The 19610-nt window shown below is 37.4% G+C and carries 23 protein-coding genes; 7 read left to right on the top strand and 16 right to left on the bottom strand.

Annotated elements, in window-relative coordinates; translation table 11 throughout:
• Positions 1-5: 5 nt before the first annotated feature.
• Positions 6-509, bottom strand: coding sequence for a 5-(carboxyamino)imidazole ribonucleotide mutase (gene purE, locus IW15_RS07255; protein ID WP_034710261.1), 504 nt, complete (start codon positions 507-509; stop codon positions 6-8).
• Between the two features lie 235 nt (positions 510-744).
• Here purE and IW15_RS07250 point away from each other — a divergent pair, with 235 nt between their 5' ends.
• From IW15_RS07250 to IW15_RS07235, 4 genes are all read left to right on the top strand, one after another.
• Positions 745-1650, top strand: a complete 906-nt coding sequence (locus IW15_RS07250) for a DMT family transporter (protein ID WP_034710260.1) — start codon at positions 745-747, stop codon at positions 1648-1650.
• A 137-nt stretch (positions 1651-1787) separates the two neighbouring features.
• Positions 1788-2354: a hypothetical protein gene (locus IW15_RS07245; protein ID WP_034710259.1), complete on the top strand. Its 567-nt coding sequence runs from the start codon at positions 1788-1790 to the stop codon at positions 2352-2354.
• 6 nt (positions 2355-2360) lie between these two features.
• Positions 2361-4484 (top strand): cation:proton antiporter, encoded by a 2124-nt coding sequence (locus IW15_RS07240; protein WP_034710258.1) that lies wholly within the window; start codon positions 2361-2363, stop codon positions 4482-4484.
• Between the two features lie 98 nt (positions 4485-4582).
• On the top strand, positions 4583-4942 hold the full coding sequence (locus tag IW15_RS07235; RefSeq protein ID WP_034710256.1) for a hypothetical protein: 360 nt from the start codon (positions 4583-4585) through the stop codon (positions 4940-4942).
• Positions 4943-5114: 172 nt separating this feature from the next.
• On the opposite strand, the gene IW15_RS07230 is transcribed toward IW15_RS07235, so the two are convergent.
• Together IW15_RS07230 and IW15_RS07225 are read right to left on the bottom strand one after the other, a co-directional pair.
• On the bottom strand, positions 5115-6224 hold the full coding sequence (locus tag IW15_RS07230; protein WP_034710255.1) for a 5-(carboxyamino)imidazole ribonucleotide synthase: 1110 nt from the start codon (positions 6222-6224) through the stop codon (positions 5115-5117).
• Between the two features lie 33 nt (positions 6225-6257).
• Positions 6258-6806 carry a DUF1543 domain-containing protein gene (locus tag IW15_RS07225; protein WP_034710254.1) on the bottom strand — a complete coding sequence of 183 codons (549 nt, stop codon included), beginning with the start codon at positions 6804-6806 and terminating at the stop codon, positions 6258-6260.
• An 84-nt stretch (positions 6807-6890) separates the two neighbouring features.
• On the opposite strand from IW15_RS07225, the gene IW15_RS07220 reads away from it, so the two are divergent.
• Positions 6891-7721 carry a sulfite exporter TauE/SafE family protein gene (locus IW15_RS07220; RefSeq protein WP_034710252.1) on the top strand — a complete coding sequence of 277 codons (831 nt, stop codon included), beginning with the start codon at positions 6891-6893 and terminating at the stop codon, positions 7719-7721.
• Positions 7718-8101: a DUF1634 domain-containing protein gene (locus tag IW15_RS07215; protein WP_034710251.1), complete on the top strand. Its 384-nt coding sequence runs from the start codon at positions 7718-7720 to the stop codon at positions 8099-8101. The genes IW15_RS07220 and IW15_RS07215 overlap by 4 nt, the downstream gene beginning before the upstream one ends.
• Positions 8102-8103: 2 nt before the next feature.
• On the opposite strand, the gene gloA2 is transcribed toward IW15_RS07215, so the two are convergent.
• Both gloA2 and IW15_RS07205 read right to left on the bottom strand, forming a co-directional pair.
• Entirely contained in the window at positions 8104-8481 is a 378-nt protein-coding gene (gloA2, locus tag IW15_RS07210) for an SMU1112c/YaeR family gloxylase I-like metalloprotein (RefSeq protein WP_034710250.1), read from the bottom strand.
• A 116-nt stretch (positions 8482-8597) separates the two neighbouring features.
• Entirely contained in the window at positions 8598-9038 is a 441-nt protein-coding gene (locus IW15_RS07205; protein WP_034710248.1) for a nuclear transport factor 2 family protein, read from the bottom strand.
• Positions 9039-9207: 169 nt separating this feature from the next.
• On the opposite strand from IW15_RS07205, the gene IW15_RS07200 reads away from it, so the two are divergent.
• Complete coding sequence (locus IW15_RS07200) at positions 9208-10263, top strand: endonuclease/exonuclease/phosphatase family protein (RefSeq protein ID WP_228384317.1); 1056 nt, start codon at positions 9208-9210, stop codon at positions 10261-10263.
• Between the two features lie 162 nt (positions 10264-10425).
• On the opposite strand, the gene IW15_RS07195 is transcribed toward IW15_RS07200, so the two are convergent.
• The 11 genes from IW15_RS07195 to IW15_RS07145 form a co-directional block, all read right to left on the bottom strand.
• Complete coding sequence (locus IW15_RS07195; protein WP_034710245.1) at positions 10426-11484, bottom strand: diphosphomevalonate/mevalonate 3,5-bisphosphate decarboxylase family protein; 1059 nt, start codon at positions 11482-11484, stop codon at positions 10426-10428.
• An 88-nt stretch (positions 11485-11572) separates the two neighbouring features.
• Complete coding sequence (locus IW15_RS07190) at positions 11573-13339, bottom strand: AMP-dependent synthetase/ligase (protein WP_034710243.1); 1767 nt, start codon at positions 13337-13339, stop codon at positions 11573-11575.
• Complete coding sequence (locus IW15_RS07185; protein ID WP_034710241.1) at positions 13336-14349, bottom strand: NAD-dependent epimerase/dehydratase family protein; 1014 nt, start codon at positions 14347-14349, stop codon at positions 13336-13338. The genes IW15_RS07190 and IW15_RS07185 overlap by 4 nt, the downstream gene beginning before the upstream one ends.
• Before the next feature lie 270 nt (positions 14350-14619).
• The gene (locus tag IW15_RS07180; protein ID WP_034710240.1) at positions 14620-15627 is read right to left on the bottom strand and encodes an MvdD family ATP-grasp ribosomal peptide maturase; all 1008 of its coding nucleotides are present in this window, start codon (positions 15625-15627) and stop codon (positions 14620-14622) included.
• A complete protein-coding gene (locus IW15_RS07175; RefSeq protein WP_034710239.1) occupies positions 15617-16576 on the bottom strand; it encodes an MvdC/MvdD family ATP grasp protein in 960 nt (319 codons plus the stop codon). The genes IW15_RS07180 and IW15_RS07175 overlap by 11 nt, the downstream gene beginning before the upstream one ends.
• A 95-nt stretch (positions 16577-16671) precedes the next feature.
• A complete protein-coding gene (locus IW15_RS07170) occupies positions 16672-16893 on the bottom strand; it encodes a microviridin/marinostatin family tricyclic proteinase inhibitor (protein WP_034710238.1) in 222 nt (73 codons plus the stop codon).
• A 39-nt stretch (positions 16894-16932) separates the two neighbouring features.
• Positions 16933-17148 (bottom strand): microviridin/marinostatin family tricyclic proteinase inhibitor, encoded by a 216-nt coding sequence (locus IW15_RS07165; protein WP_034710236.1) that lies wholly within the window; start codon positions 17146-17148, stop codon positions 16933-16935.
• Between the two features lie 38 nt (positions 17149-17186).
• The gene (locus IW15_RS07160) at positions 17187-17402 is read right to left on the bottom strand and encodes a microviridin/marinostatin family tricyclic proteinase inhibitor (protein ID WP_034710235.1); all 216 of its coding nucleotides are present in this window, start codon (positions 17400-17402) and stop codon (positions 17187-17189) included.
• A 44-nt stretch (positions 17403-17446) separates the two neighbouring features.
• A complete protein-coding gene (locus tag IW15_RS07155; protein ID WP_034710233.1) occupies positions 17447-17686 on the bottom strand; it encodes a microviridin/marinostatin family tricyclic proteinase inhibitor in 240 nt (79 codons plus the stop codon).
• Between the two features lie 115 nt (positions 17687-17801).
• Entirely contained in the window at positions 17802-18581 is a 780-nt protein-coding gene (locus IW15_RS07150) for an alpha/beta fold hydrolase (RefSeq protein WP_034710232.1), read from the bottom strand.
• 175 nt (positions 18582-18756) lie between these two features.
• Entirely contained in the window at positions 18757-19476 is a 720-nt protein-coding gene (locus tag IW15_RS07145; RefSeq protein WP_034710231.1) for a pyridoxine 5'-phosphate synthase, read from the bottom strand.
• Positions 19477-19610: the final 134 nt, after the last annotated feature.

Genomic DNA, 19610 nt, shown 5'->3' with positions numbered 1-19610 from the left:
TTTAATTATTTATCATATTGATTAGGATGCTGTGCTTTGATATCATCCACAGTTCCCAATACTTTATCTTTTAAGGTATCCTGATATTTTTGAAGCTTTTCTGCTACTTCAGGGTTTCCGCTTCCTAAAATTTTAGCTGCCAGAATTCCTGCATTCAACGCTCCGTTTAAAGCTACTGTAGCTACCGGAATACCTCCGGGCATTTGAAGGATAGACAATACAGAATCCCAACCATCGATGGAATTGCTTGACAAAATCGGCACTCCGATCACAGGCAATGTTGTGCAGCTGGCCACCATTCCGGGAAGGTGTGCTGCACCTCCTGCTCCTGCAACAATTACTTTCAGGCCTCTTTGCTGTGCCGTCTTGGCATAGTCGAACATTCTTTCCGGTGTTCTGTGCGCTGAAACTACGGTTAATTCATAGGGAATATCCATACTTTTCAGAAAATTTGCTGCCTGTTCCATGATCGGCAGATCGCTCTGGCTGCCCATAATAATTCCTACCATCTTCAATTTTTATTAGATGTTCAAAGATAAAGAATTTTAAAATTGTAAAAGGGTGAATTGTCAATAGTGAATTCATTTTCATAATCAAGTTTTAATCCCTGCCAATTTACTTGTCAAGCAAAATTCACCATTAACTATTCACAAAGTTCTTTCTGTTTCCATTCAAATTAATCAAACTGTATCCATCCCGATCGTTTCAGAATAAATATATTTGCCAGTTAGTTCATCCTATATTTTGAAAGATTACAAACTTATTTTTGCAGTGATTACCGTTGCTCTCGTATGGGGAACAACCTTTCTGGCGATCCGTGTTGCCGTGGAAACAATTCCTGCATGGTTTGTAGCAGGAATACGGCAGTTTTTAGCCTCCATCATTATGCTTATTGTGCTATTATCACGAAAAGAATTCAAGTGGATTGGCTGGAAGAACCTTGGGTATCAGATTGTTTTTTCTACATTAATGCTGATTGTTGCCAATGGAATGACTACGGTAGCTGAAGAAAGTGTATCAAGCAGTGTCGCTTCACTTATCAGTGCCTCCTCTCCTATTTTGGTATTTCTTGGAAGCGTGGCGATTGGATTGCAAAAATTCAGCTTTAAAGCTTTGACAGGGGTTTTAATGTGTTTCAGCGGTATTCTTTTTATCTTCTGGGACGGACTGCAGGATTTGGCGAATCCCGATTACAGAATGGGAATTATCTTTTTATTCTGTGCCATTACCGGATGGGCCTCAGGAACTATTTTCACTAAGAAATTAAATATTCAAAGCGGAAATATCTCCCTGAATTTATTTTACCAGTTCTTATTCGCGGGAATCATTCAGATTATTTTTGCTTTTATCTTTTCAGAAAGCTATCATTTTGAAAGCTGGACCCTTAAAAGTATTTTTGCTATGCTGTATCTGGCTGTTTTCGGTTCTGTAGCTGCTTTTTTCGCCTTTCATTATGCTTTAACCAAGATTTCTCCGGTGCAGGTTTCTATACTTGCCTATATTAATACGATTATCGCTATATTTTTAGGCTGGCTGATTATGGATGAAAAAATCTCTGTAAAATTTATTATGGCGGCCGTTTTAATTATCTGTGGGGTTTTTATCATCAATTATAAACCTGAAATGTTTAAAAGACAGAAAATTGAGTGATATGTAATGAGCAATAAAGGAATACAAATCCCTGTTTTATATGTCGTGATTTCTATTATTTAAAGCTCTTTTCCTGTATACAGCCATTTTCCCATCTCCCTTTTTTTTCCTATATTGTTTACGCCAACATTTACAATATGCTAAAAAACACATTTTTCATCCTTTTTACGGCGTCTTTTCTTTTCATAAGCTGTGATTATAAAGAAAAGGAGAAAAGCCTGATAGAAAGAGAGAAACAACTGCTCGAAAAAGAGAAACTATTTGCCAATAAAGAATCTGAATACCGCTCTTTATTAAAAATGAAGGACAGCATTTTTGCAAAAAAAGATTCTGGGGCCATTACACTTTGGCCAATCGAAGTTTCCGGCCCATGGACCGGTAAAGTAATCTGTACGGAATCTAACTGCAGCGATTATGTCATCGGTGACCAGCGGACGGACCTTTGGGAGTTCGACAGTGATTCTACCCACCTGACAACGAAAATCATCAACAACAATAATCTGGTAAGACAGTACTCCGGAAAGTTTGAAAATAATGAGATCAGACTTAATTTCAAAACCGATTCTACAGCCAAGAAAAATGTTGAAATGAACGTTCTTCTCAATGAAATTTCTGCCAACAAAATCAAGGGCACAAGAACCATCATGACCGATAACGGCTGTACCGCAAAATTCTCTGTTGAATTAGTACGTCCCACCAAATAAACACTTATGACTTTACTGAGTATACATAACCTGACTTTTCCCATAGAAGATCCGGTACTGAAATTTTTATTGGTACTGATTATCATTCTTGCCGCTCCTCTTTTACTGAATAAGATTAAGGTTCCGCATTTATTGGGTCTTATTATTGCCGGTGCCGTCATAGGTCCCAATGGTTTTAATGTTCTCTCACGAGACAGCAGTATTGTGGTAACGGGAACTACCGGGCTGCTTTACATCATGTTTCTGGCAGGCCTGGAGATTGATATGGGTGACTTTAAAAAGAACAAATGGAAGAGCCTTACTTTCGGAATTTACACTTTTACCGTGCCTTTTGTTTTGGGATATCTGGGTGGATACTATCTGCTGCATTTTTCGATGCTTACCTCTATCCTTTTTGCCAGTCTTTTTTCTTCTCATACCTTGATTGCCTATCCATTGGTGAGCAAATTGGGAATCGCAAAAAATAAGGCCGTTAATATTACCGTTGGAGGCACCATGATTACGGATATTCTCGCACTATTGGTGCTTGCCGTTATCGTAGGAATGTCACAAGGTGATGTGGGTACAGAATTTTGGGTTAAACTTTCGGTTTCGTTTGTAGTCTTTGCCTTAATTGTGCTGATTGTATTTCCTATCATAGGGCGATGGTTTTTCAAAAAAGTGGATGATAAAATTTCACAATATATTTTTGTACTGGTGATGATCTATCTGGCAGCGATGCTGGCTGAGCTCGCAGGAGTTGAAGCGATTATCGGAGCATTCTTTGCAGGATTGGCGCTGAACAGGTTGATTCCACATACCTCTTCTCTGATGAACAGGGTAGAATTTGTGGGAAATGCTATTTTTATCCCGTTCTTTCTGATCAGTGTTGGAATGCTGATTGATTTTACAGTCTTTTTTAAAAGCTGGGAAACACTGGAAGTCGCAGCTATCATGCTAGTGGCTTCAATCGGAGGAAAATATTTATCGGCAGTGGCCACTCAAAAAACATTCAGGCTTTCTAAGGAGGAAGGGAAACTTATTTTTGGACTAAGCTCTGCTTCGGCAGCCGCTACCCTTGCCTCTGTTATGGTCGGTTATAATATCATTCTTTCTGAAACTGAAACGGGAGAACCGGTGAGATTATTAAATGAACACGTTCTGAACGGCAGTATTCTGCTGATCCTTATTTCATGTACGATTTCGTCCTTCATTTCAATGGCCAGTGCCCAAAAGATTGCAGAAAGCGATAATGAAGATACCGTGTCCGGAAACAGTCATGAAGAAGAAAATATCCTCTTGGCCATCAACCACGAAGAGACGGTGGACAGGATGATCAATCTGGGAATTCTGATAAAGGCCCATTCCAATATAGAAAATTTCTTTGCCCTGAATGTGATTAATGAAGATAAAAATGAATCTTCCGTAAAGAATGCAGAAAAACTGCTTCACCAGGCAGCAGATGCGGCCGCGGCCGCAGATGTTAAGTTACAACCTCTTAAAAGATATGACAATGATGTGATCAACGGGGTTAATAATGTCATCAAAGAGCAGAAAATAACTGATCTGATCATCGGAATTGAAAATGAAAAAGGCTTCTCGCAGTCTTTTGTCTACAACCTGTATAACGGTTACCTTCAGAATGATGATGTCAACATATTGGTGTATCATGCTGCTCAGCCTGTATCTACCATAAAAAAATATGCGGTAATGCTGCCTCAAAATGCCCATAAGGAAGCCGGATTTTTCCATGCACTGCTGAGAGTATGGAATATTGCAAGAAACTCAGGAGCTACATTGGTGTTTTATGCTCCGGAAAACATTTTGGACATCCTTCAGAAGATTATTAAAAAGGCCAATATAGAAGCTGAATTCATCATTATGAGTACGTGGAGCGATGGTGAGAAAACCGCAGCCCAGCTGAAAGAAGATGAAGCATTAATCCTCTTTATGGCCAAACGCGGCATGCCGTCGTACATCCCAAGGATGAGGCTGATCCCGGAATTGTTGAACAGAAATTTAAACAGCAATAATTATCTTCTCATTTTTCCGTTCTCTGAATATGATAAAAACAGTCCTGAAATTCGTGCCGTGGGTAATCATGGTGATTTTATGGAAATCGGAAAAATCATTCAGAAGGTTTTTAAATAGATGTTAGATTTCAGACATCAGACGTTAAATACTAATTTGGGATGGTGTAAAAAATATAAGTTCAATAAAATCTGGTAAAAAAATAGGGAAATCAATTTATGAAAAAGACCATAATCATTATATCATCAATTCTGTTACTGATCGTCATCAGCTTCACTATTTACTGGAATCTTCCAATTACGGTGACCAGAAGTTCAGATATTCAATTCGGAAATGGACTGATTCAACATATTGAAACCTACCGGAAGATCAATAAAAAACTCCCTGAGAATAACGACTGGAAAACCCTGGATCAATTGGGTTTCAAAAAAGTTGACTTGGGAACACAACCGGATTACAAAACTGACAACAACGGCAACTATGAATTAGTCTATTTTGATTCTTTCGACGGTCCTTACCTGATGTGGAATTCGAAAGAAAAAGACTGGGGCATCGATTTTCCTAAAATATATAAATAAAGCTTTCTTTTTTTACAATGTCAGGAAGTTTGAAGCTGAAATGAAAAATCTAATCGATGAACGAGATTCCTCCTCCGTCGGAATGACATCATATTAATATTCTTAAAAGCATTATACAGAAAAAGAGCTGTAACACATCATTACAGCTCTTTTTTATGGTATTGGTAAGCGATTAAGCAATCACTCTTACCATTGATTTTACTTTTACCAGCTTTTCCATCAATTCTTCTCTTGAATCTGCAAGCACATTGATATGGCCCATCTTTCTTCCGGGTTTGGTTTCTGTTTTTCCGTATAAATGAATGTATGTTTCAGGAAGCTTCAGTACCTTTTCCATCCCTTCATAGATTACTTTTCCAGCATACCCCTCTGCTCCTACTAAATTCAGCATTCCGCTATACGTTATCGCATCTGTATCTGCTAAAGGCAGATTCTTTACCACACGGTACATTTGCTCAAACTGTGAATTGGTATTCCCTTCCTGACTTTGATGTCCTGAGTTATGTAGCCTTGGTGCTGTTTCATTCACCCAGACTTTGCCTATCTTATCTAAGAACAGCTCAATGGCAAAAAGACCAGGAGAATTAACTACGTTTAAGAACTTTTCTGTAATTGCATCAATCTGTTGCTGAACATTTTCGGTAAGTAGAACCGGGCACACATTAAAGTCAAGCAGATTAAGTTTTGGATCGGCAACCATTTCTGTCACCGGAAAAATATTAGTTTCTCCAGCTTCATTTTTGGCAACGATCACAGAAAGTTCTTTATCAATATCTACAAGGCTTTCAATAACCGAAGCTTCTTTCCATAGATGTTGATAATCATCTTCTGTTGTAATCACCTGCACACCTTTGCCATCATAACCGCCTGTATTCATTTTCTGAACAAAAGGCAGAGGCATCATGATTTTTTCATCACTATTCCAAACCACCTGAAATTCTGGACTTGGAATATCATGAGTTTTATAGAATTCTTTTTGAAGAATCTTCTGTTGGATGGTTTTGATAATCCCTGCATTGGGAACAACTTTTACACCTTGTTTTTCAAGTTCGGCTAAAGCATCGGCATTAACATGTTCTATTTCTATAGTTACCACGTCTTTATCATTTCCGAAGTTCAATACCGTTTCATAGTCATTGAAATTTCCCTGGGTAAAGTTGGAAATGGTATGGCAAGGCGCATCAGAAGCCGGATCCAGTGTATAAAATTCATCATCATACTTCAGTGCTTCCTGTATCAGCATTCTTCCCAGTTGTCCGCCTCCTAAAATTCCTATTTTCATTTTCTTTTTTTATTAGATTTCACTTTCAATTACTTAGACTTTATCAATTTTCAGATATCCTAATCCGATTGGATTTTCCTGATGTTCCGCATCAGATTTTTTCAAAACAATGGAATATTTTTCTTTCATTTTTTCAGGAAGGATATCGTTTACAGGGAAAATATCATCGATATCTACTCCATGCTTATCATCAATATGACTTACTGCTCCTTCAAAACCCATTGTTTTATAAAACTCAGTGGCTTTAGCTCTCTTAATGATTTCTCCCATCGATGTTCCTACCATCAGATGCTGCTCATGAAACTCTTCAAAAAAACCTCTTTTATATCCTCCCAAATTAAGAAAGTACAGCTGATCTTCTAATTTCTGTTGTGTTTTTTCAACAATTTCCACAGCATATCCGTCTGCAAACTGGACTTCCTGCCAACAGTCGATATGGATTTTCCCATCCGCTTCTTTCCAGAATTCTTTCATATCCGGAACAAGGTCTTTCAGGCTTTCTGCAATTCCAAAAAACACATCATGCTGTTCGATATTCCTGCCTTTAGGGGTTGCACCCAGGATGATATAGAATAATTTCATTCGTTTTACGTTTATGCAAAAATACGTCAAATTTATCTTTTTTAAACGTTTGGCAGAGAACGCCAATAGTTTTATATTTGTACCATGTCAGAAATCATTATTCTCTTCCTCGGAGCTATTTCAGCCGGACTGTTGGGTTCGCTTACGGGTTTAGGAGGAGGGGTTATCATCATTCCTTTATTAACACTTGGTTTTGGCGTTCCCATGCATTATGCGATCGGAGCGTCTCTAATTTCTGTAATCGGTACTTCTTCCGGCGCTGCGGTAGCTTTCGTAAAGGAAGGTTTTACCAATATGAGGATCGGGATGTTTCTCGAAATCGGAACAACGGCCGGTGCTATCATAGGAGCTTTAGTTTCGGGAATGCTTAATCCCAATACCATCGGGATTATCTTCGCAAGTATCTTACTTCTTACCGTAGTGTTAAATCTTAAAGGAAAACCTGATCATCAGGAACCACTGATAAAAGGAAGTCTGGAAGAAAAACTGAAACTGTACGGAACTTTTCCTGATAAAGGAGTGTTGAAAAGCTATTCTGCAAGAAATACAGTTCCTGGATTTATGATGATGATGTTTGCAGGGGCCATGTCCGGATTGTTAGGAATCGGTTCCGGTGCCCTGAAAGTATTGGCCATGGATAATATGATGAAACTGCCATTCAAAGTTTCTACTACTACCAGTAACTTTATGATCGGTGTAACCGCAGTTGCAAGTGCCCTGATCTACTTCCAGAGAGGTGAGATTATTCCTGTGATTGTGGCTCCGGTATTGATTGGAGTTGTTGTAGGAAGCTTCATCGGATCAAAAACGTTGATGGTATCCAAAACAAAAAAGCTGAAAGTATTTTTTGCTATTGTGATCACCATTCTGTCTATCTACATGATGTATAACGGTATAAATAAAAGTTTCCGATGAGAAAGAACTTCACTGATTTAGACCTGAACCGCTCTGTAGGAAATCTTCTGAGACTGGGAGTTATTTTATCTGTTATTACTTCACTGATAGGGTTTGTAAAGCTTTTTTTAGAAGGTTTTAAAATGCCTAAAAAATATACCAGCCTTGATATTGGGACCTCTTCCGAAAAAATATGGGCACATTTCTGGACCTCTTTATGCAAAGGTGAAGGAATGGCTATTATTCAGCTGGGGATTTTATTATTGATCTTCACACCTTTAATGAGGATTGTCTTTGCTCTGATAGGGTATTTAAAAGAAAAAGACTACGTATATGTAGTCATTTCTTCTATTGTTTTGGTGATTATGGCGATCAGCTTTTTCACTGGCTACGCCCATTAATATTACATTTCATAAAATTCTAACGGTAACTGGTCCGGATCCTGGGTAAAGAAAAATTCTTTTCCGGTGAATTCGTCTATCCGTATGTCTTCACATGCTAATCCTTTTTCAACTAATTCCTGCCTTTTTTCACTGACATTTTCTACAGAAAAAGCAAGATGCCTTAATCCACAGGATTCAGGTCTTGAAGGTCGTTGAGGCGGATCCGGGAACGAGAATAGCTCGATTACGTAATGATCTCCTATCGCTAAATCCAGTTTATAAGACTGTCTTTCTTCACGATACACTTCACGAATAATGTTCAGTCCCATCACTTCGGTATAGAACTTTTTAGAAACGGCATAATCTGAACAGATAATGGCAATATGATGGATCTTCATTTTTTAATAACTTTTAATTTTTTCTGAGAATAATTTCGTGTATATTTTCTGATTCTTTTAGTCCCTTGAAAATATCCATGTCAAGGTTTAAAACCTTGACATGGATAACAAGTATCCTATTGTTCATGGCAGTTTTCCTTTCTTCTTGTATCAATTATATATTGAATCTTCCAAACTTTATTCTGTTGTACCAATTGGAAACTGTTTGCTCCACAATGAGAAAATTTTCCTTTGTAATAGAACTGATAAGGGGTAAAAACACTCGCCAGATTACCATCCACCTGGATGGATTCTATGGTTATTCTCTCATCCAGATCTCCTTTTACAGCCTTGGAAATGGAAGAAATAAAATCTTTTATATCTTCATTTTTAACGGCTCCGTCCTTGGTGATGGTCTGCAGGACAGCAGTTTCAGTCAATGAGGATTTCAATAATCCGGAATCTGCATTTTTCATCGCAAGAAAAAGGTCGCGGATTGGTTTTTCAATTTCTTCGTGTGCCGACTGTCCGAAAGAAAGAGCACTGAACAGCAGGGTTACTATAACAATTTTATTCATATTCAATTACACTTCATCTGATGGAATAAAAATAGTGAAAAATAAATTTTAAATCCTCTGATTAATTAACAGCTTTTAAATTACAATTCATTTGAATTTAATAAAAAAATAAATTACTTTTATTCGCTTATTCTAAAAAAATATGTGGAGTACTTATTTGTTTTTAACTATGTTGCTGGTACTGTTGACGGTGCTTCCTAAAATTCAAAATCCTCACTGGATATTTCGCGTTCCGGAGTTTGGTAAAATCCAGATTACGTATTGTATTCTGGGGACTATTATTCTGGGATTTTTAGTGGGCAGGTCAGAAAATATTTGGTATTCACAAGCTCTTTTAGGCGTATTATTTATACACCACGGAGTTACGCTGGTAAAATACACACCGCTTTATCCGGTAAAGAAATACCAACGGCGGAACCGCTCTTCAAAAAAACTGCACTTTATTTCAGCGAATGTATATCAGTTTAATAAAGAATATAACCGTTTTATCAACCTGATTGAAACCTGCAAACCAGACGTTTTTCTGACCATGGAAAGCAACGGAGACTGGGAAAAAGCAATGCGCCCTCTCGAAAAAAATTACATGTATCAACATAAGGTTACTTTAGAGAATACCTATGGGATGCATTTTTATTCCAAAATTAAAATCAAAGAGGCACAAACCCATTATTTTGTAGCGGATGATATTCCAAGCTTTGAAATTCATCTTCAAACCGAGGACGGTTTTAGCTTTGTATTCTTTGGGGTTCATCCACCGCCGCCAAGTCCGACCGAAGAGGAAACATCTAAAGAAAGAGACGGCGATCTTTTAAGTACGGCAAAACGGGTGAAGGATATCAAGGAGCCTGTTATCGTGGTGGGAGACTTTAATAATGTAGCATGGTCCAAATCATCGATATTATTCAGAAAAACCAGTCATCTCATCGATCCCCGGATCGGACGTTCTTTTGTTTCTACTTTTCACGCTAAATACCGTTTATTGAGGTTTCCTATCGACCTCATGTTCCATAGTGAAGATATCTTTATTGAAGAACTTAAAACACTGGAAAACTTCGGTTCAGATCATCTTCCCGTGTATTGTGAATTTTTTATAGATCATCACAATGAGGAGCAGGAACAGCTTGTGGAAGAAGCCAGCCAGGAAGAGATACAGGAAGCGGAAGAAATGATCCGTGAGGGAAAAGAAGAAGACGGCGAACGTGATACTATAGTTACTGAGGATTGATCCAACATATGATTTCATAAAAAAGGAACAGGTTTTTCGCCCGTTCCTTTTTTTATTGATTTTGAATGGGTTAAAACCCATTTCTATTGAATTTTTATATTGAATGATTATTATTTTGTGAACGGGTTAAAACCCGTTTCTATTGAATATTACCATCAATTTTTAAAATTTCATAATGTCTTTTACGACACCATTTTTCTGGGTGTTCTGCAGTAATTCTGTTTCAATGAATGTTTTTATATCTTGTTCAGAACCGTTATTCGGAAATAAGACATGAACATTAGCTCCGGCATCTAAAGTAAAGAATAAAGGAAGACCTGTTTCTCTCCTAAAATCCCAAATTTTATTGATTACCTCCAACGTTCCGGTTTTCATAAGGATAAAGGCTGGATCGCTCATCATCATCATGGCATGCAGCGTAAGAGCTTCATGTTCAACCAGCGTGATGAAACGTTCCATATCACCGCTTTTGAGAATCTCTTTCATCGGAACAAAATTTTCACGGGCTTCCTGAAATCTTCTTTCCGCGTATACATTCGTTTTCATCAGTCCATGTCCTACCGTTGAAGAAACGCTTTTCTGTCCTTCATGAATCAATAGTACCCAATCATTAAAATCTTTAAAGATCTCATGAATTTCATTATTTGGATACTGTACAGCAAATAAGTCTGAGCTTCCGGAAACCTCATTGGTTTCACCCCAAACCACTAATCCGTTGTACAGACTGCGGCATGCACTTCCGCTTCCCAATCGAGCCAGAAAAGAGGCTTTTCTTAAAGATTCTTCTTTTGAAATATTTTTTGAAAAGGCTTCATCTAATTTCATCAGACACTTGGCAATGGCTCCAAATCCTGAAGCGGAACTTGCAATTCCTGAGCTATGAGGAAAGGTATTTTCTGTTTGGATGATATATTTCCCTTTCAATATCCAGGGAAGATACTGTTCTATATTTTTAAAATATTTTTCAATTTTTTCCGCAAATTTCACTTCTTCATTTCCTGATAAGTATGTCTGTACGGAAAATGGTTCTTCTGCAAGAAATTCCATCGTGGTATTGGTCTTACAGTGATTTAAAGTATAGCTGATACTTGGATTGGCCGGCATCTGCTGATCATATTTTCCCCAATATTTAATTAAGGCTATATTGGATGGACAGCTTTCTGAAACGGCCTGTGAGTGTATCATAAAATTTTGATTTCCTAAAAATTCCTGTGTTGTCATAATTTAATTTAAACTGATAAAACTTCCCATTTTACACTTCAAAAGTTCCATAAAATCTTTTCGAAATGCATCTCTTCTTATCGTCTGTTTAATACATTTTTTCAATGAGATCTGCATATTTTTTAAGCACTACATTGCGTTTTACTTTCAGCGTTGGAGTGATTTCACCGGTGTTGATTTCAAATTCAGCCGGCATGAGGATAAACTTTTTTACCTTTTCATAGTCCGAAAGATCATGTTGCAACGCGTTGATTTTATCTTTGTACAAGTGGATAATTTCTTCTTTTCTTACAAACTCTTCCCAATTGGTAAAAGGAACGTTATTTTTCTTACGGTAATCTTCCAGAAACTCAAAGTTAGGAACAATCAACGCAGAAACAAACTGCCTTCCTTCAGCAATTAATACAATCTGCTGAATATAATTATTGTTGGTTAATAGATTTTCTATCTGTTGCGGAGCGATGTATTTTCCGTTGGACGTTTTCATCAAATCTTTGATTCTGTCTGTAATGATCAGGTTTCCTTTTTCATCAATTTTCCCTGCATCTCCCGTTTTGAACCAGCCGTCTTCCGTAAATACTTTCTGTGTTTCTTCCGGTTTGTTGTAATAGCCTTTCATGATGCCATTTCCTCTGGCCTGGATCTCATCGCTTTCTCCAATCCGCAATTCTACTCCCGGCAGCGGTTTTCCACTGGTTCCGTGTTCGAAATGGGTTAAAGGGAAAAGTGTTAAAGTGGCAGTAGTTTCTGTAAGCCCATATCCTACAGTCACATGAATTCCAACAGATTCAAAAAAACGGGTTACTTCGGAAGATAAAGAAGCTCCACCACAAGGAAGAAACCATAGCCTGCCTCCCATTCTTTCTTTTATTTTACTGAAAACCAACCGGTCTGCAATTGATTCTTTAAATTTCAAGCCAAAAGGAATCTGTTTCTCGTTTCTTCTCAGTTCTGCGGTTTCCCATCCTGTTCGTAAGGCCCAGTCAAATATTTTTTTCTTTAATGATGAACCTTCCTGGGCTTTATCTAATACTCCGGCATATACTTTCTGGAAAAACCGCGGTACAGCACACATCATGGTTGGTTTTACTTCTTCCAGTGCTTTTGCTATATTTTTCGGATCTTCCAGAAAATAGACTCTGGCACCGCCATACAGACAGAGCAGACTCCAGCTTCTTTCGAAAACGTGGCTTAACGGTAAAAATGCCAGTGACAGCTCTTCTTCAAAGTTTTTAAATGTAAAAAATTCAAAATGGGCATCGAACGCTTTGATGAAATTTCCGTGGGTAAGCATCACTCCTTTCGGCGTTCCTGTAGTTCCGGAAGTGTAGATTAATGTTGCCGTATCTTCGTATTCTTTTTTACAGATCTCTAATTCCGGGGAGGCTTTTGCGATAAAATCTTCAAGATAAAAACTGCTGAATTCTTTTTTAATCCAAACCGCTTTCTTTGAAATGATGATCGTCTGAAGACTGTTTTCTTCTTTGTTTAAAAGCTCAAAGCAGGCGTCATACTGAGCCTGATTTCCTACCAGTACAGCTTTTGCTTTGGAATCATTGATAATGTATTCTGCCTGTTCTGCATTATTGGTGGAATAAATAGGAACGGTAACCGCTCCGATTGCCATCGCCGCCAAATCAAAAATCATCCATTCTGAAGAGTTATCGGAATAGATGGCAACATTATCATGCTCCTGAATTCCTGAATCTCTCAGCGCATTGGCTGTTTTGAAAACCATATCACCGAATTTTTTCCAGCTCAGCTCTTTCCAGCCTTCTTTCTTTTTAAATCCGATTGCTGATTTTAAAGGATGTTTTTCTATATTTTTATGGATAATTGCCTCTGCAAGATTCATTTCTTCAGCTTTTTGTCGTTAATATAATTTTCGAGGTGAAAATCAATACTATCCTTTACGGGAATAAATTGATAATTAAGTCTTTCTTTTATCTTTTGATGGGAAATGGTGTTGAATGAGGTGATAGATTCGATATTGTTTTTGGTAATGATCCTCAGCTTCGGAATAAGCCACCCTAAAAACAGATTGGCTATTCTGCCGGCGTTAAGCTCTGTGTTAGACAAAATTCTGGCATTTTTTAACCCTAATCTTTTTCTGATCTGCTCTCCTACGGCTGCATATCTTTTGTTATCGGCCACCAGGATAAAACGTTCTCCGAAGGTATTTTTTTCCATCAGCTCTATGGCAATTGCTGCTACATCTCTTACATCTACGTAGCTCGAACCGCCTGAAAATGTGAAATTATTGTCTTCAAACGTACTGAAAAGTTCTCCGCTGCTCTGGTTCCAGTTTCCGCTTCCAATGATGATTCCCGGATTGATAATTATGGTATTCAATCCTTCAGCAGAAGCCCTCCAGACTTCCATTTCGGATAAATGTTTGGAAATAGCATAGGCAGGATGTTCTATTTTAGGATTAAAATCAGACTCTTCATCTAATTCTCCTTTTTCATTAAAACCGTCTAAAACCGCTACAGAACTTACATGCAGAAATTTTTTGACTCCTGATCCTTCACAGGCAAATAAAAGGTTTTCGGTCCCTTTAATGTTCGTATGGTACATTTCTTTTTCATCTTTCGGATGAAAGCTTACTTTTGCCGCACAGTGATACACCTCTTCTACTCCGTTCAAAGCGTGTTGTAAAGAATCAATATCCTCAAAATCGATATCCACCCATTCAATTTTATTAAAAAAATCGTCTGGATTTTCCGTATAAAACCGGAATGAATCTTTTACTTCGTTTAAATTGCTTGCAGGTCTCTTGGAAGCACGTACATTTTTGCCTTTTTTAAGAAGCTCTAAAACGATTACTCTGCCCAAAATTCCGGTTGCACCCGTTACAAAAACCATCAATATATATTTCTACCTGATTGTTGACTAAATTATGACAATATTTTTTATTCGGCAATTCTACATTTCCAGTACAATATGCCTTCAAAAAACCTCTGCAAATTTGCGATTTTTAAAGGAGAATCTGCTTCAATTTTCTACAAAAGTTTTCAACCATCACTTTTACATTTCTCCTTTACACGAATATTTTCCGGTGAAAGCCATTTACCGTTATCAAACAAAAAACGGGCTTTAGCCCGTTCTTGATTGAATTATGTACAGTTATGTTTTTTAAGCTAAAACCATATTATTTCTTCTCGGTGCTTTATCACATAAAACATCGGCAATACTTTTAGAGATCAGGTTGTCTTCGGTAAGATTATCCAGCCAGAAAAACTCACCGGCGGCATTAATTTCAATGAAATAATAATCATCTTCCGGAGAAACAATCATGTCTATAGCTCCGTAATCTACATTATAGACATTCAGAAGCTCTAATATTTTTGTTTCAACGTCTGCAGGAAGCTCGGTTCTCACCCATTTATCGATAAGGTTTACTCCATCTTTTCTCCAGTCTACTTTTGCATCTTCAAACTGCTGAGAATCGATTTCGAATGCATATACATCCTGACCAACTACGGTGATACGAAGCTCTTTTTTCTTTTCAATTTTTTTCTGAAACTGCATCGGGCAATAGAGTAAAGAATCTAATTCTTCCAGTTTATCTTCCCCGATTACATTCGTGAACACCACACTTTCTACACCGTCTTCATAAATAGCAAAACCGGTCTGCATTTTCGCTACGACATTTTTGTGCTTAATAATGAACTGTCTGGCATCTTCAGGATTGTTGGTAAGACAGGTTTCAGGAATTTTAAGTCCTATTTTATCTGCAATTTTAAGCTGTTCCTCTTTACTGTCCAATCTTCTGTAAACGCCCGGCTTACCAAGGGAATAAGCATCAATAGATTCTAAAAACCCAAAAAGCGTATTACGGATTTCTCCCATGGCAGCTCCATAGAATTTAGCATCCAATTCTTCTTTCAGTCCCCGGCCGATATTGTATGCTCTTCTATACCATACTGCAGCGATATCATCAAGGCGGTATTTGGTTTCAGGGGTTTCCAGAATGCTTACCCAACTTCCGTTTTCAAAAATAGTGGACAGCTTGTTTTGCAGCGGATAGAGATCTACATCAAAACGGATGACCTCAAAGCCGTTTTTTTCAACATATTCCGTTACTTTTTCAATGGAAAAATTATCTTCAGTATGGGTAATTATTAAAATTTTATTGTTCATGGATAGGTATTCTTTTTATAAGGTTGTCGGCAATTCTTTGTGCAATCGGAAAATTCAGTTCTTTCTGCAGCATTCCCCATTCTCCCTGTGGATTTACTTCAAGAAAATAATAGATTCCGTCGCGCCCTTTTATCATATCTATGGCTCCGATATAGAGACCCATTTCCTTCATCATCAAAGTTAACCCTGTTTTGATATCTTCCGGCAGTTCATATGCTGACCAGAAATATCCACCCTGGACAACTCTCCAATCTGTATTTTCGCTGTTATTGATTTGTCCTGTAAAAAATTCTCCATCTACATAGACAATTCTCAGTTCATATTCTTTATCAATATACGGCTGAAAAATCATGGGACAGTAAGCAATATCCGAAAGATGTTCCAGGCTGCTTTCTTCAATAAGCGTTGTGGAAAGCATATTTTCTCCATCCATTGATTTGGAGATTACCCCGTGAAGTTTGGCAACAGCTTTTCCGTTACAGTATTCATGGAAAAATGCAGTAATGGCTTCCTGATCATTGGAAAAAATGGTTTTGGGAATAGTCAGGTTATGCTTCTGTGCTATTTTTAACTGGTATAATTTATTTCCGTCGGTTTTCATTTCGTTCTCGAATGGATTGATCCATGGAACGTTTTCCAACACGGTAAAAAGGTTATACCGGAGGCTGCCATATTCTTTCAGAAAAATTTTTTCGTAATCTTCGTCCAGTTCTTCGGGTATTTCTATTTTCCAGGCTTTCCTGTGCCATACACCTTGTACATCTTTTGAATGCAGGGTATTGCCCAATTCATCGGTAAGCTGAAATGAGTCTTCATTCACACTGATCTTCTGAAGGTGGTTGAGACGATCCGAATTCAGCCGGAAATAAGGAATATTCTTGGCGGTAAGATATTCAAAAAAGATATCGATGTTGTAAAAATCCTTGGAATGGGTAATACAAAGAATCATTTGCCTGTTTTTATTAAAAAAGGAAACTTAGAGATTAAGTTTCCTTTCGATATGATTTTGTTAATATGTTTCTAATGGATAAAAACAACTCATTTCTACACTGTTGGAGAATAATCATCTCCGTCAGATGGATATTTCATGGTATGAGCCAGATCATCTTTTGGAGATGTTACTGAATCGATCTGAGGTTTTGTAACAGCGTCTCGTTCAGGAATTGTAATAATATCTGTTCCTCCTTTTACCTTTTGAGGATCTTTAAGTTGTTTTTCCAGAAATGAAGCAAAAAACGGTTTCTTTTGTGAATTCTTGTTTTTCATAATAATTTTATTTTGGGTGAATTAGTATGGTGTTGATTGTTAGCTAAGTTCTCCAGCTTCATCACTGTCAGAAGGATATTTCATCGTTACCTGATCGTTGCTTTGAGTGGTAGCACTATCTCTAAGGATGGATGTGGTAGGCGAGTCAACAAGAACTGAAGTGATAGCTCCTCCTGTTACTGCCTGTCCATCTTTCACTTGTTTTTCAAGAAATGATGCGAAGAAAGGTTTTTTTTGAGATTTTTTGTTTTTCATAACGTTTTTAGTTTGTTTGGTTTTACTTAATGATTTACTTATACTTCGTATCCAGCTTCATCGCTGTCAGACGGGTATTTCATTGTTACCTGATCTCCACCCGGGCCGGTAACATCGTCTTTAAGTACAGATGTTGTAGGTGCATCTAAGGTAACCGCAGTCATTACTCCTCCTTTTACACTCTGTCCATCTTTAAGTTGCTTTTCTAGAAACGATGCAAAAAATGGTTTTTTTTGAGATTTTTTGTTGTTCATGATGTTGTATTAGTTTGAATTTGATTTTATATATGATTTGTTGATTAGTCTAAATCTAATGCCTCATCGTTATCAGAGGGGTATTTTAAAGTCACCAAATTATCTTTTGTAGGTAAAGTTGCATTGTCAAATGTGGGAGAAGTCGTTACGGTATCTTTTGCAAGTGAAGTAACGATATCAGTGGCAGGTGTTGTAATCCCACCTCCCTGAATTTTCTCCGGATCCTGAATTTGTTTCTCTAAAAATGAAGCAAAGAAAGGTTTTTTTGAATTTTTCTTTTCCATATGTTACTATTTTTAATTTTTTGGCAAAACTAAAATACAAAATTTTCAACATGTGGAGAAATAAATATCCGTTTTAATAAAATTTTAACAAAAACATAAAAATCAAAGGATGAATTTAATCCAAACCTAAAAAATCTTTAACAACAGCCGCAAAATCCACCGGATTATCCGCCTGAACCCAATGCGCTGCATTTTTCACCGTTACGATTTTTGCCTTTGGAAACTGCTGCTTGATGGCATATTCATCCTGTGGCAGAATATAATTGGATTTCTCTCCTGAAATAAACAGTGTATCCCCTTCAAAAACACCGAATTTTATAGCATTAGAAACGAATTCGTTATATTTTTCAGATAAGGTTGCAAGGTTGAATCTCCAGTTCAGTTTTTTCTGATCGTCCCAGTATAAGTTTTTAGTTAAAAACTGGATCGTCGATTTTTCAGGAATATATTGGTTCAAAACAGCTTCTACTTCATTTCTTGAACTAACGGTATTAAAATCTACGCTTTCCAGTGCTTTAATAATCCCTTGATGATGTGGTGGATAGGCTTTCGGAGAGATGTCCACGACAATCAATTTTTCTACTTTTTCTGGATATTGTATTGCAAACTGCATTACGGCCTTTCCGCCTAAGGAATGTCCTAAAACATAAGCTTTCTCCATTCCGTAATGATCCATATAATTAGCTATATCATTGGCCAGGTCATCATGTGACATACTTTCGGAATGAAAGCTTCTTCCATGGTTTCTAAGGTCAATAAGGTGAACGGGAAGGTATTCTCCCATGTCTTTTCCAAAACTTCCCCAGTTATCCAGCATTCCAAATAATCCGTGAAATACCAAAAGCGGTGTTGACGATACATTTTCGCCAAATATTTTTGAATTTAAAATTTCCATAATTTTCTTTTTTAGTTGATAAGATTTCAGATGCTAAATGCTAGATATCAGATATTAGATACTAGATTTCATATAACCCATGTAACGGGTGCTAGTCAAATATCAGCATTTCAATCTAATATCTGATGTCTGATGTCTGATGTCTGATGTCTGAAATCTAACAATGAAGTCTATCCTACCATTTTGCCAATCTCTTCAAATACGCCTGAACCGTATTTTCCAGTCCCATATATAATGCTTCAGAAACCAATGCGTGGCCAATAGAAACTTCCAACAGATTTGGAATATGCTGAGCAAAATATTGTAAATTTTCAAGGCTCAGATCATGTCCTGCATTGATTCCCAATCCGAATTCTGACGCCACTACCGCTGTATCATAATAAGGTTGAATGGCCTGTTCTTTATTGATCAGATAATTTTTTGCATAGGCTTCAGTGTACAGCTCAATTCTGTCGGCACCAGTTTTGGCTGCATATTCCACCAATTCCGGGTTTGGATCAAGAAAAATGGAGGTACGGATGCCGGCATTTTTAAATTCAGCAATCACATCTACAAGAAAATCATACTGCTTCTTGGTATCCCAGCCTGCATTGGAGGTAATGGCGTCATCAGCATCCGGAACCAGTGTTACCTGTTCAGGTTTTACTTCCAGGACCATATCGATAAACTGACGGTGTGGATTTCCTTCAATATTAAATTCTGTTGTCACCAACGGCTTCAGGTCATAAACATCTTTTCTTGTGATATGTCTTTCATCGGGTCTTGGGTGAATGGTAATTCCCTGCCCTCCAAATTCCTGAATTTTTACGGCAGCCTCTGTTACGCTTGGCGTTTCGCCTCCTCTCGCATTACGTATTGTCGCAATTTTATTGATGTTTACGCTTAGTTTTGTCATTGTTATTTAAGATGATATTAATGTAAGATGGAAGATTAAAACAGAAATTTTCATTACAGACTTCTAATTTCAATCTACTCATTTATTTTAATTATTTATTATTGAAAACGCTCATGAGTAGACAAGGAATCTTC

The sequence above is a fragment of the Chryseobacterium soli genome (assembly GCF_000737705.1).
GTDB classification, from domain to species: Bacteria; Bacteroidota; Bacteroidia; order Flavobacteriales; family Weeksellaceae; genus Chryseobacterium; species Chryseobacterium soli.
This window is presented reverse-complemented; position numbering and strand designations above follow the sequence as displayed.